This is a genomic window from Vibrio sp. 10N.261.51.A3 (assembly GCF_041471965.1).
Lineage (GTDB): Bacteria > Pseudomonadota > Gammaproteobacteria > Enterobacterales > Vibrionaceae > Vibrio > Vibrio crassostreae_C.
The window spans coordinates 57,563-71,729 of the sequence record NZ_JBFRPK010000044.1; the positions used below are offsets into that span (position 1 = coordinate 57,563).

Here is a 14,167-nt window from a genome sequence, read left to right on the forward strand (position 1 = left end):
GGTTACCAGTCTATTTTGCTGCCATCGAAATTGAAGAAGTGACCACTTACTTCGGTATTCGCGGACTCGATGACTTTTATAAGACCAGAAGCTGAGGTGTCGGTGTCGATCAAAGCATTAGGGCCGCCCATTTCGGTCTGTACCCAACCAGGATGCAGAGCTAACACCGTAACGCCGTTATCGGTTAAGTCGTTACTTAGGCTCTTCACAACGGAGTTTAGAGCGGCTTTAGATGAACGATAGATGTAGCCTCCGCCTGATGTGTTCTCGGACATGCTACCGACTCTGGAAGACAGGCAGGCGATCTTTTTGACGTCACTACTTTCTATAAGAGGTAATAGAGTCTCAACAAGCTTTAGTGGGGCAATGGTGTTGACTTCGAATACACGGCGCCACTCTTCGACATCAGTATTACCCAGACCATAACCTTTAGGACCATAGTAGCCAGCGTTGTTGATCAAGATATCAATCGACTCTATTTGCGAAGTGAGGTGGCTCACCGCTTGGTAATCAGTTATCTCTAATTGAATGCAGGTCAGGTTGCTATTGTGGTCTGCGAGTGAGAGCAGTTCTTTTGCTGAATTGTCATCACGATAAGTCGCGTACACCTTGTGATTACTTTCCAAGTATTGTCGAGTCAGGCTTAAGCCAATGCCGCGGTTCGCTCCAGTAATAAAAATAACGCTCATGGTGATTCCTTTTCAGTTCAATTAGTTAAGTTTGATGGCTTAACACGAGAAAATCAACGCTCCACCAACTGGCCATTAGCATTCCTACAAAAATCATTACTGCTGCCGCTGAGCCACAGATCACCCCAAAGATGAGTATTACGTTTTTCATTGTTGTCTCTTTTTGAAAATCAAGTTAATGATAACTATTATCATTAATTAAGGTTGTCGCCTAGGCTGAGACTGTTATGATTTTGAGAAAGATACGCAATTAACCTGATTATGATTCCTTTAATTTACCACCCAATCTATTCGCAGTTACCTTTACCAGAAGGTCACCGTTACCCGATTAACAAATATCAGTTGTTACACAGTGCTGTTGAGGCGTTAATGGATCGTGATCCTCTATGGAAGCGTCAGTTTGAAATCTTCCAACCAACGCCGGTTTCGGTTGAACAGGTAAAACAGGTTCACGATAGTGAGTATGTGGATTTGCTTGTTTCTGGTAATTTGCCCGCAGCAAAGATGAGACGTATCGGTTTCCCCTGGAGTGAACAACTTATTGAGAGAACACTCTACTCAAGTGGTGGAACCTGCTTGGCCGCTGAAATGGCAATAGAGAGTGGTTTAGCGATTCATTTGAGTGGTGGTTATCATCACGCACACCATGATTTTGGTAGCGGCTTTTGTTTGTTGAACGATCTGGTGTTAGCGGCAAAACATGCGCTGACCTTTGAACATATCGATAAAGTGCTGATCGTTGATAGCGACGTTCATCATGGTGATGGCACAGCAACTCTTTGCCAAGACAACGACGACATCATTACTCTGTCGTTCCACTGCGATAAAAACTTCCCTGCACGAAAGCCGCTATCCGATTTAGATGTGCCATTAAGTCGTGAAACAGAAGATGAAGAGTTCCTACGTTGTTTTGAACAAGTCACTAAGTTAGCGATTGCTCACCATCAACCTGATCTGATTATTTATGATGCGGGGATAGATATTCATCAAGACGATGAACTGGGTTATTTGAATGTCTCGACACAAGGGATATTTGAGCGCGACTGTTTCATGATTGAATTAGCGAAATCAGAGTCTATTCCGATGGCTTGCGTAGTCGGTGGCGGGTACCGCACTAAACACCAAGATCTGGTGCCGATTCACATGCAGCTGTTAAAAGCGGCTTATCATGTTTACGGTTAACCTCTCAAATTAGCGCCTGATAGCTCATTGAAATGATGGTGTGAAATAAGCGCATCCTGCACCATAAAAGACACGGTTGCACCATTTTGATTCATATAAAGTGCTTTTTTATTAATTAGTTACGTATTTGTGTGATTAATTGTGGTCTGTAAATTGCTTTACCCATGTGTCTATAAAAACACAAGGGATAAAAATGAACCTGACGGACAAGGAACGTAGTTGGCTTAATTGGTTTGGCGCAACAGGAAAACTGGCTATGCGCAGAGCTTGTTTCCTCAATAGAAGTAGGACGGAAGAGCTTGAACAAGCTTTTGAAAGTATTGCTCACACGCGAGTTCAACTTCTTCATAATTGGGTCAAGAATCAATGGGATTTTTTAGAAGACTCTGCGGTTTATTTAGCTAGTCGCACGGAAGAACAAGCTCAGGGGACGTTATCTAGCCTTCTTAAACGCAGTACGGATTTTTCTGAGTTGGCGATCGTCGATGCTAAGGGGATAGCACAAGCATCGAGTTATCATGAGCATGTAGGGGTTAACCTTGGAGACAAGAAGGCTTTAGTTGAAGGGGCTTCAAAGCGTTATCTGCATGGGCCGTATATGGATCAGCGCACGTTGAACGTAGGGGCTTCGAGTTCATCGTTTCATGACCAAGTAACGCTGATGTTTTATGTCCCCTTTTCTCGGGATGAAGGGGCGCCGCAATTCCTATGTGGTCGTGTTCCAAATGATGTTATTGGTGACATTATTCAAAGAGAAGCGGGGCATATTTATAGCGAGTCGGGTGATAACTATATCTTTATGGTCGACTCCATTCATGATCCTCATACTCAGCCGGGTGTTGCGCTCTCTCGTTCTCGCTTTGAAGATAATACCTTTTCACACGGCGAGAACTTAAAGCAAGGGATTCATACTGATTGGGGAACGGTTAAGATCCAGCACCACACCGAATTTGAGATTCGCTTTACAGACCCAGCCACTAATCAGCTTCACCCAGGCGTAAGAGAAACCATTAAAAATGGCAATAACTTGTTTATTGGTTATCCGGGGTATTCTGACTATCGCCACATACCCGTTATTGGCAAAGGTATCACTTTTCAATTGGATGGTTCACCAGATACCTTTGGCATGATGTGTGAGTCCGATTTAGAAGAGGTCTACAGAGACCGAAGTCTAAGTTATACCTTATCTAAGCACTTTATCAGCTGCATGCTACTGCCTCTATTTGTTCCATTACTGTTTGCCAACCTTTATACACTCACACCTTTTATGCAGAGTGGCATTATGTTCGCTTGCGCGTTGCTTTCATTGGGCTTATTCCGTTTAGTTAGCGCCAAACCACTAGCGAAGAAGATCCATGAAATGACCGGGGTAATGCAGACCTTAGCTGAAGGTGATGGCAACTTAAGTCGGAGACTTGATCCCACCACATTCAGTCATAATGAACTTGGCAACTTAGGGCGCTGGACTAACAGTTTTATCGACAATTTAGATAACACGGTGAGTGAGTTGATCCATGCGAGTCACGAAGTTAGAGAGGTTTCGGAATCGATGTTTCGTCGCAGTGTCGTGATGAAGCAAACCAGTGATGATGCATCACAAGCGTTAAGCAATATGCTTCAGTTGAGTCAGTATCAACAGAGCGAAATTACTCATGCGAGTGTCTCAGCAACGCAAATGGACACGGTGATGAAACAAGCCGTCCTGAGCGCAGAGAAGGAGTACAATCAGTCCGTCGAAGGCATGGAGATTGTTCGCAATATCGTAGAAAGCTCGGCGCATAGCGTGAATGAGGTGAATAATGAAATGACTAAGGTGTCTGACATTATAGATATCATTACTGACATTACCGCGCAGACTAACCTTTTGGCCTTGAATGCGGCCATTGAGTCGGCAAGAGCAGGTGAACACGGGAGAGGGTTCTCTGTCGTCGCTTCTGAAGTAAGAACTCTGGCTGACCGAACTTCACAAGCTGCTAACCATATTAGTGACCTAATGAAAGAGCTGCATAGTAAGTCTCGCAGTGCTGTTGAGTCCATGGAGCGAGGTGTCGAGAATGTGAGTAAAGGAAACTTAACAGTCGACTCAAATGCTCGCAGTGAGCAAATTCAATCAGCGGTGAGTGACCTCTTTACCACGATGTCTAACTTAGATGAAAACAGTCAGAAAAATGGACAAACGGCAGATAAAGCCCAACGTTCAATATCTGACTTACAACTGTCTACTAAGCAACTCGCACGTCGAGTGTCCTTGATGGGCAATGCATTGAGCCGTTTAGACCAATTGATTGGGCGTTTTGAAGTGAGCCGAAAGGTGGCGTAGTGGAAAATACGTAAGTTCTTTACGCAAACGCCAGATACAAAAAAGCCGCTGATTTCTCAGCGGCTTTCTTTAATGTGGTGGAGGGATAGGGATTTGAACCCTAGAACCGCTATTAACGGTTGCCGGTTTTCAAGACCGGTGCTTTCGACCACTCAGCCATCCCTCCAGTGGCGCGTATAATATAAGGGTGGCTTTCGCTTGTAAATACCCTTATTAACTGACTGCTTTTTTTATGAACGCTTTTTGGTGTTTTTGTTCTGAATGATTATTTATTGTTCGGTTTATTAAGAAGCCGACAAAATCTAATATTCAATAAGCCAAGTATTCCCAACTTTTGTTATACGTGAAGTGTTTCTGTGCTATTAAAAAAGAAAGTATCTAATTGGCTTGCAGGTAAAGTTATGAGGGGAGTGGCTTAGGCGCATGAACTTTTAGTTTAGAACGGTGAGATCGGAATTTAAAACTAGGTATAAAGTGAATGGGTTTGAAACTGGGACTGTAGAGAGTTTTGTTAGATGAGCTTTATATTTTAAAAAGCTTCAGATGCAAAAAAGCCGCTGATTTATCAGCGGCTTTCTTTAAAGTGGTGGAGGGATAGGGATTTGAACCCTAGAACCGCTATTAACGGTTGCCGGTTTTCAAGACCGGTGCTTTCGACCACTCAGCCATCCCTCCAGTGGCGTGAATAATATAAGGGGTGGAGGATCTTGTAAACCCTTAATTTTCATAATTTTGTTTTGTTGCTTGTTTTCTAATCATTCACGGCAATAAAAAAGGGAAGCCATTGGCTTCCCTTTGCTGTTTGCTGATTATTTAGTCATTTTTTGTGTAGAAACGCTGTAGCTCTGTCAGGCCTTGCATCAACACAGGTAAGCGAGGGCTTACGTTTTTCAGGCGCTTGTAATTTTGGTCGTACAATTTGTAGTTACCAAATTTATCCAACACCGTTGTTTGCTGGTCAGTAACAAGAGCAAGTTCACGAGAGTCGCCCGCGAGAATCCACTTTCTGTTACGTTCATTAAACAGGCTGCGACCACTACTGAAATCTGTTGGGTTCGAAGATACACCCAATAGCTCTTGCATCAGTGTTACTGACACGTCTAGATGACTAGAACGGTGGGTGTATTCAGAAGCAGACTTGCCAGGCCAGCTGATAAACAGTGGTACTTGTAACTGATAACGACTGTAGTTGGAGTTTGCACCCCAGCTGTTGGTTTTGGTTTCGTTAAACTCAGTACCGTGGTTAGAGGTAATGATAACCACCGTGTTATCGGCAAGCTCTAAGCGTTCCAGTTCAGCGTAGATAGTTGCTAGCTGAGCATCGGCCGCTGTCGCCGACTTTTGATAGTCTGCTGCAAAACGCTCTGCTGTCGTTAGCGTAGAGTCCGACTCTGAACTTGAATCGTAGCTGGCGAAGTTATCCAGTGTGGTTAATTCAATAAAGTTAAACCAAGGGCGTTTAGCTTGCGGTGATTGAATCCAGTTAGACCAAGCTTTTATGGCACTCTGGTCATCATAAGTTGCTTGCTCTGGCATCACATCACGGCCTCGGAAGATGATATCCGAGTACAGTGCATCACTAAAGTTGTCGCCACTGAAAGCAGCGAACTTGTAATCGTGATTCTCTAAAACATCGAGCAATACTGCGCTTGACCCCTGAGCTTCAATGCTGCTTGCGTAGCTGCTCGGTAGGCCGTAGAACAAGCCAAAAATACCAAACATATCGTTACTTGAACTGTAGTGGTTGGTGAAGTTGATCGACTGTTGTGCGTAGGCATAGCTGTTTGGCATCGCTGTCGCATTAAGAGCGTCAGAGCGAAGGTTGTTCACACTCACCATCAGGATATTAAGATCATCACTGCGGCGGTTGTATTGAATTTTTTCTAGCGGGTAGCTAACTAGGTTTACGTTCTCTTTGTTCGCTTCTAAACGCTCAAGGTACTCTTCACGGTCTAATAGGCCATGTTTTTCCATAAAGCTTTTCGCTGTCATTGGATAAGACAGTGGGAAGTTCGCTTTCTGGCTAGTAATTGGGTTATAGAAGTACGCATCAGCCCACATGTAGGTCAAGTGGCTGCTGATGAAACACAAGAAGAAGACGGCAGTAATCGGACGGCCAATGTGTTTATGAGACAGTTTACGCTGCTTACGCCAAACCCACTCAGACAGACCAAGCTGTAGTAAGAAGATAAATGGCATAACAATGAAGAGGTGCTGCAAATCAGACGTGAATGCAGATTCCTCTCCACTGAATAAAACCTCCCACACGACAGGCGTCAGGTGGAGGTTTATATTTTGATACGTTTGGGTATCAATCAGAAGGACAGTTAAACCTATGGTCGCGAAGATAACGGCAACCAAACGTAATAACTTCCTCGACGGAAGAATAAAAGTGAGCGGGAACAGCACTAATAGATAGAGCGCGAACACTAAAAAGCCAAAATGACCAACCCACGATGCAGCCAAATAGAATTGGCCTAGCAAGGTTTCTGGCCAAGCAGATTGAGTAATATAACGAGTACCAATCAACATCGCAGCAATGATGTTGAAAAATGCAAACCAGTGACCCCAACCAACCAGTCGAGATACACGATCGCTATATGAGTTTGCGCTGTCTACCATTTATAATTCTTTTATCCGTCAATCAAATTTAGTGAGACTTTTTATCTTCAAGAGAAGAAATTAAAGCCTCGGCAAATTTTTCAGCAATTCCTTTGCGTTGTGAAGCAGCAACATTCTGATTTAAGACATTGGTTGCGATATTTCCAGCGATCATCAGTGAAAGTTCTGGCGAAGCTTTGTGCTTAGTTAGTACAGCACCTACTTCAGCTAGGATTTTTTCAACTTGATCATCTGTGTATTTAGATATAATCGGCATAAGGACTCTAATAATGATAGTAAAAGCGGCTTATGATAACCTACTATGCACGACAACTGAAACCTGAACGGTAATATTTTCACTATGAGCCTTCACCTTTCCAACGTAATTTTACACCAGCTGAGCAAGAACGATCAGGATGAGCTGATTGTTAACTATCGTGCTGAATCTCTAGAAAACGATGCTTCATCTGAAAGCCTAGTTGCTGAACTTCACCGTGTTTTTAATTCAAAAGCAGGCAAAGGGTTTGGTTCTTTCAAATCTGACAGCGAATTCCAGCAGTGGTTGCATCAACTTCGTGCTGGTGAGACAAACTTTTACGATTTTTCTCAAAAGAGTGCGCAACGTCTAAAAGACGAACTATCAAAGTACCCATTCGCTGACGAAGGTATCTTGGTAATGGCTGAATATCAGTCACTTGCAACAGATTACCTTTTCATTGGTTTATTGCCTTCAAACCAAAGCCTAAAGGTAACTGAAGGGCTTGATATTAGTGCGACTGACTACCTTGATATCTCAAAAATGGATATCGCGGCTCGCCTAGACCTTTCTACTTATGAGACTGATAAAGAGTCAAACCGTTACTTAACTTATATTAAAGGACGTGTTGGCCGTAAAGTCGCGGATTTCTTCTTAGATTTCTTACAAGCTGAAGTCGGTTTGGATGCGAAACAGCAGAACCAAGTACTGATGCAAGCGGTAGAAGACTTCGTTTCTGACTCTAAATTAGAGAAAGAAGAAGCGATCAGCTACAAAAAGCAGGTTGCGGATTACTGTAACGAGCAGCTTAAAGCGGGCGATGAAGTACAAGTTCGTGAACTTTCTGGTGAGTTGCCAGCAAGCACAGATGGCACAAGCTTCTTTGACTATACTAGTGAGCAAGGCTACGAGTTAGAAGACAGCTTCCCAGCCGATCGCGCAACTATGCGTAAACTAACAAAATTTGTTGGTGCTGGTGGCGGTTTGAATGTTAGTTTTGATAGTCTGCTTCTAGGCGAACGTATCTTTTACGATCCGGAGACAGACACGCTAACGATTAAAGGCACTCCACCGAACTTACGTGACCAACTGACTCGCAATAAGTCATAGTCCGAAGTTAACGGATAAAAGCGGCAGCAGGACGTTGTCGCTTATTTTGTGCTTAATCTTTTAGCTACGGTCATGGCTTCAAGTTAACACGCACAAGGAATATAGATGGAACAATCAGTAGCAAAGCCCAAACGCTTTAAAAAACCAGCCACCTTTTTGGTTGTGCTCTTGGCTCTGTGGTTACTTCCTTCATTGGCTCTTCTTAATCTAAGCCGTTCCTACACCAATTCTCTAGCTCAAATCGAAGAGCTCGGTATTCGAGTCAACGAATTGAGGCAATCGCTTTATTTCTCAGAACCGCTTCGAGTCTCTCGTATCAATGATCTCGCACTCGATGCTCAGTTGGTTTATTCGATCCGACTGCAGATTGAATCTGATTTCCAACACGCCTTGTTTCGTCCTGATGTCAACCAACTGTTGTACGTAGCTGATCAGTTCCTAGAAAAGTTCGATGAGTTCATTCCAATAGAAAGCCAAGTTCAAGACATCGTTGATAACATTAAGATCTTGCGTGCTGATAAAGAGCTTTCCCCTCAGCTAAAACCGCTCCTCAACGAATTCGGTGTTGTGGTATTTGAAGCCATGTATTCTGAAAATCAAAGTTCGTCAGCGACTTATCGCGCCTTTGATTCCATTCTAGAAAAATCTTATTCCTTAGAAAACGAAGAACAAGATGCACTCCAACAACTACTGGCTGATGCGTCAGCATTGTTGAGTGATTACGCTCAGCTTAACTATTTGGTTGATAAGATTAAGAAAAACTCAGTAAATGAACAGATCATAAAACTCGAAGCTGAGTTCCATGATCGTCAATTCAATCTATTGTTGGTGATGCTAGGCTTAAGCTTGGTGGCGATGAGCGGGATAGTGTTTTGGGGCGTTAGGTCCACAAAAACGATGAAAGAAGCAGACCAAGAACTCAGCTCTGAACTAGAAATTAATTCAAGTAAGGAAGACGCTTCTTATAGCGATGTTGTTTCCTCAGCAGTGAAACAAGCAGATAGTGACGCTTATGTATCCGAGAACAGGCCAACGCGCCAGTCTTCCGACTCTCAACCTCCGCAGAGCGTTAACGTTACAAGCCAACCCGTTGTACCGCAATACTCTATTCAGCAAGTCCCTGAACAGGCGCCAGTAGTAGAGAAACACGTTGCCAGTGTGACAGATTCAAAGCCTGCGATTGATATCGAAGACATGTTAGAAACGCTCGATGGTGATGCTGAGTCTGTCGAACTCTTGCTTGGTGTGTTTGTACAAGACCACGCAGGTGACTACGAGAAGTTTAAGTCTTTGTTGACCAAAGATGAAACCTCCGCGGCTCGCATTGTACATAGCTTAAAAGGCGTGGCTGGCAGTATTAAAGCGTCTCGGTTAGCCATCATTGCCGCAACCATTGAAATGACAATGAAGCAGTCCAGAGCGATCAGTGAACATGATTTAGCTGAACTAGAGCAGGCTATAAAAGCCTCTGTGGATTCTGCTCATGAATATTTAGACAGTCAGCGTTAACTTTTACAGGATTTTTGACAATACTCTGACGAAGCGCTCATACAATCAGCGCCCTTAGTCTTTGTCAGAGGTTTATATGTTACGAGTTTCGAGTCGAAGTTGGATGGTGTTGGTGCTTAGCATTGTGCTAAGTGGTTGTTCTCTCTTAGAAGTTAAGTTAGATAGTCAAACGACGCCTCTCACTCAACAAGAGTTAAATGCTCGGCTCATGACGCGTGAATACGCCAAGATGTTTTTTACACGAGTAGAAGACTCGGCTGATTTAATCGCGCAATTTTATCCTGCTGATGACACTTTACATCAATCTTATGTGTTGCTTTGGAAGATCCATGCAGAGCAGGGATTACAACAAGCGGCTTACCAAACTTCCCCTATGTCTGCGTTAATTGACTCGTGGGTTTTCACTGCCCAAATGAATCAGTTTTATCGCCAAGGCGACGGCGCGGATCTGTTCGCGACGGATGATGCAGTAGAGACCGCTCGTTTTCTTGATCAAGAAGCCGAGAAGCTGGCAAAGGGTGTATTGAGCTCGAGTGATTTCAAAAACAGCAAAGCGTTCGTTGCGCAGTTTTCTGCTAGCCACCCATTTAAAGACCTCACATTCAGAAGCACACCTGCTTACCGTGAATGGCTAAATTACCTTGGTAAAGACGAATCGCAAATCGTCCAGAGCTTAGGCACCATGCCAGAAGCAATGAGTGACGCATCTGATCGTTTAAGCCTTATGGCTGACCAGACACCAAAACTGATGTCGTGGAAGGCGGAGTTGGTTGCATTGAATAGCTCACTAACGGGTGAAGACCTATCGATGACGCTGGAAAGCCTTCGTCAAACATCAGCAAGCATGCAAGACTTCATTGAGAACAATCCGGAGTACATGCAAACACTGGCTTCTATTATGTCGACAGAAATGCAACCATTGCTCAACGACCTCAGTGATAAAACCGACCAAAAATTAGCGATGCTGAGTGATGAACGTGTGGCATTAGAAAAAATGGTGACACGTGAGAGAGAAGCTCTAGTAGAGATGATTGCGAAAGAGCGCATCGAGATTGCCGGCATTGTGACTTCAGAAAGAGAACTGTTCACGCAAGACCTTGATCGCGTCTCTCAAGAGGTGGTGGTACTGGCGATTGATAAGCTAATGGAGTTAATCAAAGGTGTGATTATCTACTTCATCCTGTTTATCTTAGTAGTGTTCTTTGCACCGTTAGGCATCGGTTACTGGTTGGGTAAACGAACCGCCAATAAATAGATAAATAAGTAAATCAGCAGATCAAAAAAGAGCGCTCTAGGGCGCTCTTTTTGCATTTATCCATTAACGTTTTGAGTTACGTTCGAAAGCGTTAGCTCCTGAACTTAAGCTTGTTGCTTGCTTAACTCGGTCGCTTCTTCAGCTTCAAACGCTGGTGCTGTTGGTTCACACTTATCAACGAACCAACCCATGTAAGATGTCACGATAGTCACGATGATACAGATGAAGCTTAACCACATGAAGGGTGCGTAAGACAGCGTCGCAACACCAAGAATACTCGCCATGTAGATACCGTTATCACTCCAGGGAACCATACCCGACGTTAGCGTGCCACCAAACTCAGCATTACGAGATAGGTTCTTACGCTTGTAGCCTAAACGGTCGTAGTTTTTCGCACAGATTTTTGGCGTAAGGATTAACGATACGTACATTGCAGAACCGAACACGTTACCCATGAAGGCCGTACCAATTGTGCTCGTCGCTAGTGAGCCTGCGCTGTTTACGCGGCGCTCAAACACCTTAGCGATTGTCTCTAGTACGCCCACTTTATCCAGTAAGCCACCAAAACCTAGACCAAATACGATAACCGCAACTGAACCCAGCATTGAAGACATGCCGCCACGGTTAAGAATCGAATCAATAAACTCTACGCCAGATGAGATTGAGAACGGTGCCCAAGCAGTGTTGAATGCCGTTAGGAAGTCGATATCTTGGATCATGACTGCCCAGATAATACCCAGCAGAGAACCAAAACTGATGACCGGGAATGAAGGCATACGGAAAGCCAACAGACCAAGCACGATAAGTACCGGAACGAATGAGTAAGGCGTGATGTAGAACTGAACTTCCATTGCTTTGATTACAGAGTCTACTTGGCTCATGTCAACGTTGCCCGCGTAGTGGAAACCAAACGCAGTAAACATGATGCCTGTAATCACGTAGCTGATTAACGCAACTGGAAGCATGCCCTTGATGTGTTCAACCACTTCAACACCAGACATTGAAGAAGCCAGAATCACTGAATCAGAAAGAGGAGACATCTTGTCACCGAAGTAACAGCCTGACAGCACGGCACCTGCAGTAATCGGTGCTGGAACACCTAGGCCTTGGCCGATACCCATCATCGCGATACCTGCTGTACCCGCAGCACCCCAAGAAGTACCGGTCGCCAATGCAGTTAGAGAACAGATGATCATGGTCGCTAAAAGGAAGATAGAAGGGTGGATAGCTTTCAGACCATAGTAAATGATAGTAGGTACGATCCCGCCTGAGATCCAAGTACCAACAAGAGCGCCAACGGCTAAAAGTATTAAAACCGCGCCTAAGCCATTGGATATTCCTTTGAGTGCTGCTTTTTCTAAGTCTTTGTATTGGTGTCCAAGACGAATACCAAGAACCATGATAATGAACCAGCCAATATACAAGGCAAGTTGAATTGGAAGGTCAAGTTTTGCAGTAAAGGAAAAAGCAAGGGATAGAAATAGTCCTAACGCGATGAATACCTGCAATAGGTTCGGTAGGCGAGTTTTACTCTGCTTCATAAAAGCCTCTTGTGATTTCGAGCATTTATAGTGCTTCGTTATAGTGCGTGGTGCAAAACGGACACTACAGTAATTAGTTTATTATATCGAAAAAATACGCCCAATTTGTGATATTTGACTGTTAACTCAATCAATTGTGGTTTCATAATCTAAATTTTTGTTACATTCATGATTGTTACATGTTGAAATCTGTCGCACGTTGTTTTCGTTTTGTAAAATAAAACTCTGATTAACCTTGGTTTAAAAGATGGATTTACTGTTTGTGATGAGCGTCGATTGAATCGACTTTGGCGATGTAAATGTTTGAATTTGACGATAATGGACGCTTAATCAATGAGGTGGAGATGGAATGTCGATACAGAGATAACTGCACGATTCATTACGTTCACTTAAAAGAAACGAAAAAGTTACACTTTTTGACAAAAAGCACTTGAGTTCTGTTTCTGAAAAACTTATAGATGGGGGAGAGCAATTTTTAATTTATACATGGAGAGTGAGCGATGAGAGTAGGTCTAGTTGGTTGGCGCGGTATGGTTGGTTCTGTACTGATGCAACGTATGGTTGAAGAGAAAGACTTCGACTTGATTGAGCCTGTTTATTACAGCACATCTCAGATTGGTATTCCTGCCCCTGTTTTAGGTGGTAAAGATGCGGGTCTACTTCAAGACGCTTTTGATATTGATAGCCTAAAACAGCTTGATGCTGTGATTACCTGTCAAGGCGGCGATTACACATCAAAAGTATACCCAGCACTGCGTCAAGCAGGTTGGAAAGGTTACTGGATTGATGCAGCATCTACTCTGCGTATGGATGCTGATTCAATCATCACTCTTGATCCTGTTAACTTGGCTCAAATCCAGCAAGGCATTCACAGCGGCACCAACACGTTCGTTGGCGGTAACTGTACTGTGAGCTTAATGCTTATGGCTCTAGGTGGTCTGTACGAGAAAGGCATGGTTGAGTGGATGAGTGCTATGACTTACCAAGCAGCTTCTGGTGCGGGTGCTAAGAACATGCGTGAGCTGATCTCACAAATGGGTGTGATCAACGACAGCGTAAGTTCTGAGTTAGCAAACCCTTCAAGCTCAATTCTTGATATCGATAAGAAAGTGGCTGATACGATTCGTTCATCTTCATTCCCAACAGACCAATTTGGTGCTCCGCTTGCAGGCTCACTGATTCCTTGGATCGATGTGAAGCGTGAAAACGGTCAGAGTAAAGAAGAGTGGAAAGCCGGTGTTGAAGCGAACAAGATTCTTGGTCTAGATGGTCAGCCAATCCCAATTGATGGTACTTGTGTACGAATCGGTGCAATGCGTTGTCACGCTCAAGCACTAACGATCAAGCTTAAGCAAGACGTGCCAATGGACGAGATCGAAGAGATCATCGCAACGCACAATGATTGGGTTAAAGTGATTCCTAATGACCGCGACATCACGGCACAGGAGCTAACACCAGCGAAAGTAACAGGCACAATGTCTGTACCTGTCGGTCGTCTGCGTAAGATGTCGATGGGTAACGACTTCCTAAACGCCTTCACGGTTGGTGACCAACTACTTTGGGGGGCTGCAGAACCACTACGTCGTACTCTACGCATTATCCTTGCTGAGAAATCGTAATAGGCAAGATTGCTTAAATTCTATTAGCTGATAAACCGAAAGGGTTGACGACAAACGTCAACCCTTTTTAGTTGTGCGCCGAGCA

General features: G+C 43.9%; 11 protein-coding genes and 2 tRNA genes. 6 read left to right on the plus strand and 7 right to left on the minus strand.

Annotation, left to right across the window (positions count from 1 at the left end; translation table 11 throughout):
- Positions 1-2: 2 nt before the first annotated feature.
- The gene (locus AB4371_RS11825; protein WP_108111417.1) at positions 3-689 is read right to left on the minus strand and encodes an SDR family oxidoreductase; all 687 of its coding nucleotides are present in this window, start codon (positions 687-689) and stop codon (positions 3-5) included.
- Positions 690-714: 25 nt separating this feature from the next.
- Entirely contained in the window at positions 715-840 is a 126-nt protein-coding gene (locus tag AB4371_RS11830) for a hypothetical protein (RefSeq protein WP_017063447.1), read from the minus strand.
- Positions 841-950: 110 nt separating this feature from the next.
- Here AB4371_RS11830 and AB4371_RS11835 point away from each other — a divergent pair, with 110 nt between their 5' ends.
- On the plus strand, positions 951-1,871 hold the full coding sequence (locus tag AB4371_RS11835) for a histone deacetylase (RefSeq protein WP_108111418.1): 921 nt from the start codon (positions 951-953) through the stop codon (positions 1,869-1,871).
- A 193-nt stretch (positions 1,872-2,064) separates the two neighbouring features.
- The gene (locus tag AB4371_RS11840) at positions 2,065-4,191 is read left to right on the plus strand and encodes a methyl-accepting chemotaxis protein (RefSeq protein WP_108111419.1); all 2,127 of its coding nucleotides are present in this window, start codon (positions 2,065-2,067) and stop codon (positions 4,189-4,191) included.
- 75 nt (positions 4,192-4,266) lie between these two features.
- Here AB4371_RS11840 and AB4371_RS11845 read toward each other — a convergent pair.
- From AB4371_RS11845 to AB4371_RS11860, 4 genes are all read right to left on the minus strand, one after another.
- A tRNA-Ser gene (locus AB4371_RS11845) sits at positions 4,267-4,357 on the minus strand.
- Positions 4,358-4,775: 418 nt separating this feature from the next.
- Positions 4,776-4,866, minus strand: a tRNA-Ser gene (locus tag AB4371_RS11850).
- Between the two features lie 138 nt (positions 4,867-5,004).
- Positions 5,005-6,813, minus strand: a complete 1,809-nt coding sequence (locus AB4371_RS11855; protein ID WP_017063450.1) for a DUF3413 domain-containing protein — start codon at positions 6,811-6,813, stop codon at positions 5,005-5,007.
- A gap of 28 nt (positions 6,814-6,841) precedes the next feature.
- The gene (locus AB4371_RS11860) at positions 6,842-7,069 is read right to left on the minus strand and encodes a YejL family protein (RefSeq protein ID WP_004734063.1); all 228 of its coding nucleotides are present in this window, start codon (positions 7,067-7,069) and stop codon (positions 6,842-6,844) included.
- 84 nt (positions 7,070-7,153) lie between these two features.
- On the opposite strand from AB4371_RS11860, the gene yejK reads away from it, so the two are divergent.
- From yejK to AB4371_RS11875, 3 genes are all read left to right on the plus strand, one after another.
- A complete protein-coding gene (yejK, locus tag AB4371_RS11865; protein ID WP_017061190.1) occupies positions 7,154-8,158 on the plus strand; it encodes a nucleoid-associated protein YejK in 1,005 nt (334 codons plus the stop codon).
- A 105-nt stretch (positions 8,159-8,263) separates the two neighbouring features.
- The gene (locus AB4371_RS11870; protein ID WP_102398080.1) at positions 8,264-9,667 is read left to right on the plus strand and encodes an Hpt domain-containing protein; all 1,404 of its coding nucleotides are present in this window, start codon (positions 8,264-8,266) and stop codon (positions 9,665-9,667) included.
- A 76-nt stretch (positions 9,668-9,743) separates the two neighbouring features.
- Positions 9,744-10,922, plus strand: a complete 1,179-nt coding sequence (locus AB4371_RS11875; RefSeq protein WP_137001175.1) for a chemotaxis protein — start codon at positions 9,744-9,746, stop codon at positions 10,920-10,922.
- 104 nt (positions 10,923-11,026) lie between these two features.
- Here AB4371_RS11875 and nhaC read toward each other — a convergent pair whose 3' ends face one another.
- A complete protein-coding gene (nhaC, locus tag AB4371_RS11880) occupies positions 11,027-12,463 on the minus strand; it encodes a Na+/H+ antiporter NhaC (RefSeq protein ID WP_017063453.1) in 1,437 nt (478 codons plus the stop codon).
- Positions 12,464-12,963: 500 nt separating this feature from the next.
- Here nhaC and asd point away from each other — a divergent pair, with 500 nt between their 5' ends.
- The gene (gene asd, locus AB4371_RS11885; RefSeq protein ID WP_017061186.1) at positions 12,964-14,082 is read left to right on the plus strand and encodes an aspartate-semialdehyde dehydrogenase; all 1,119 of its coding nucleotides are present in this window, start codon (positions 12,964-12,966) and stop codon (positions 14,080-14,082) included.
- The last annotated feature ends 85 nt before the right edge of the window (positions 14,083-14,167 follow it).

Coding starts and splice junctions, on each gene's coding strand:
- AB4371_RS11825 (WP_108111417.1), bottom strand. CDS start 689: ATGAGCGTTATTTTTATTACTGGAGCGAACCGCGGCATTGGCTTAAGC.
- AB4371_RS11830 (WP_017063447.1), bottom strand. CDS start 840: ATGAAAAACGTAATACTCATCTTTGGGGTGATCTGTGGCTCAGCGGCA.
- AB4371_RS11835 (WP_108111418.1), top strand. CDS start 951: ATGATTCCTTTAATTTACCACCCAATCTATTCGCAGTTACCTTTACCA.
- AB4371_RS11840 (WP_108111419.1), top strand. CDS start 2,065: ATGAACCTGACGGACAAGGAACGTAGTTGGCTTAATTGGTTTGGCGCA.
- AB4371_RS11855 (WP_017063450.1), bottom strand. CDS start 6,813: ATGGTAGACAGCGCAAACTCATATAGCGATCGTGTATCTCGACTGGTT.
- AB4371_RS11860 (WP_004734063.1), bottom strand. CDS start 7,069: ATGCCGATTATATCTAAATACACAGATGATCAAGTTGAAAAAATCCTA.
- yejK (WP_017061190.1), top strand. CDS start 7,154: ATGAGCCTTCACCTTTCCAACGTAATTTTACACCAGCTGAGCAAGAAC.
- AB4371_RS11870 (WP_102398080.1), top strand. CDS start 8,264: ATGGAACAATCAGTAGCAAAGCCCAAACGCTTTAAAAAACCAGCCACC.
- AB4371_RS11875 (WP_137001175.1), top strand. CDS start 9,744: ATGTTACGAGTTTCGAGTCGAAGTTGGATGGTGTTGGTGCTTAGCATT.
- nhaC (WP_017063453.1), bottom strand. CDS start 12,463: ATGAAGCAGAGTAAAACTCGCCTACCGAACCTATTGCAGGTATTCATC.
- asd (WP_017061186.1), top strand. CDS start 12,964: ATGAGAGTAGGTCTAGTTGGTTGGCGCGGTATGGTTGGTTCTGTACTG.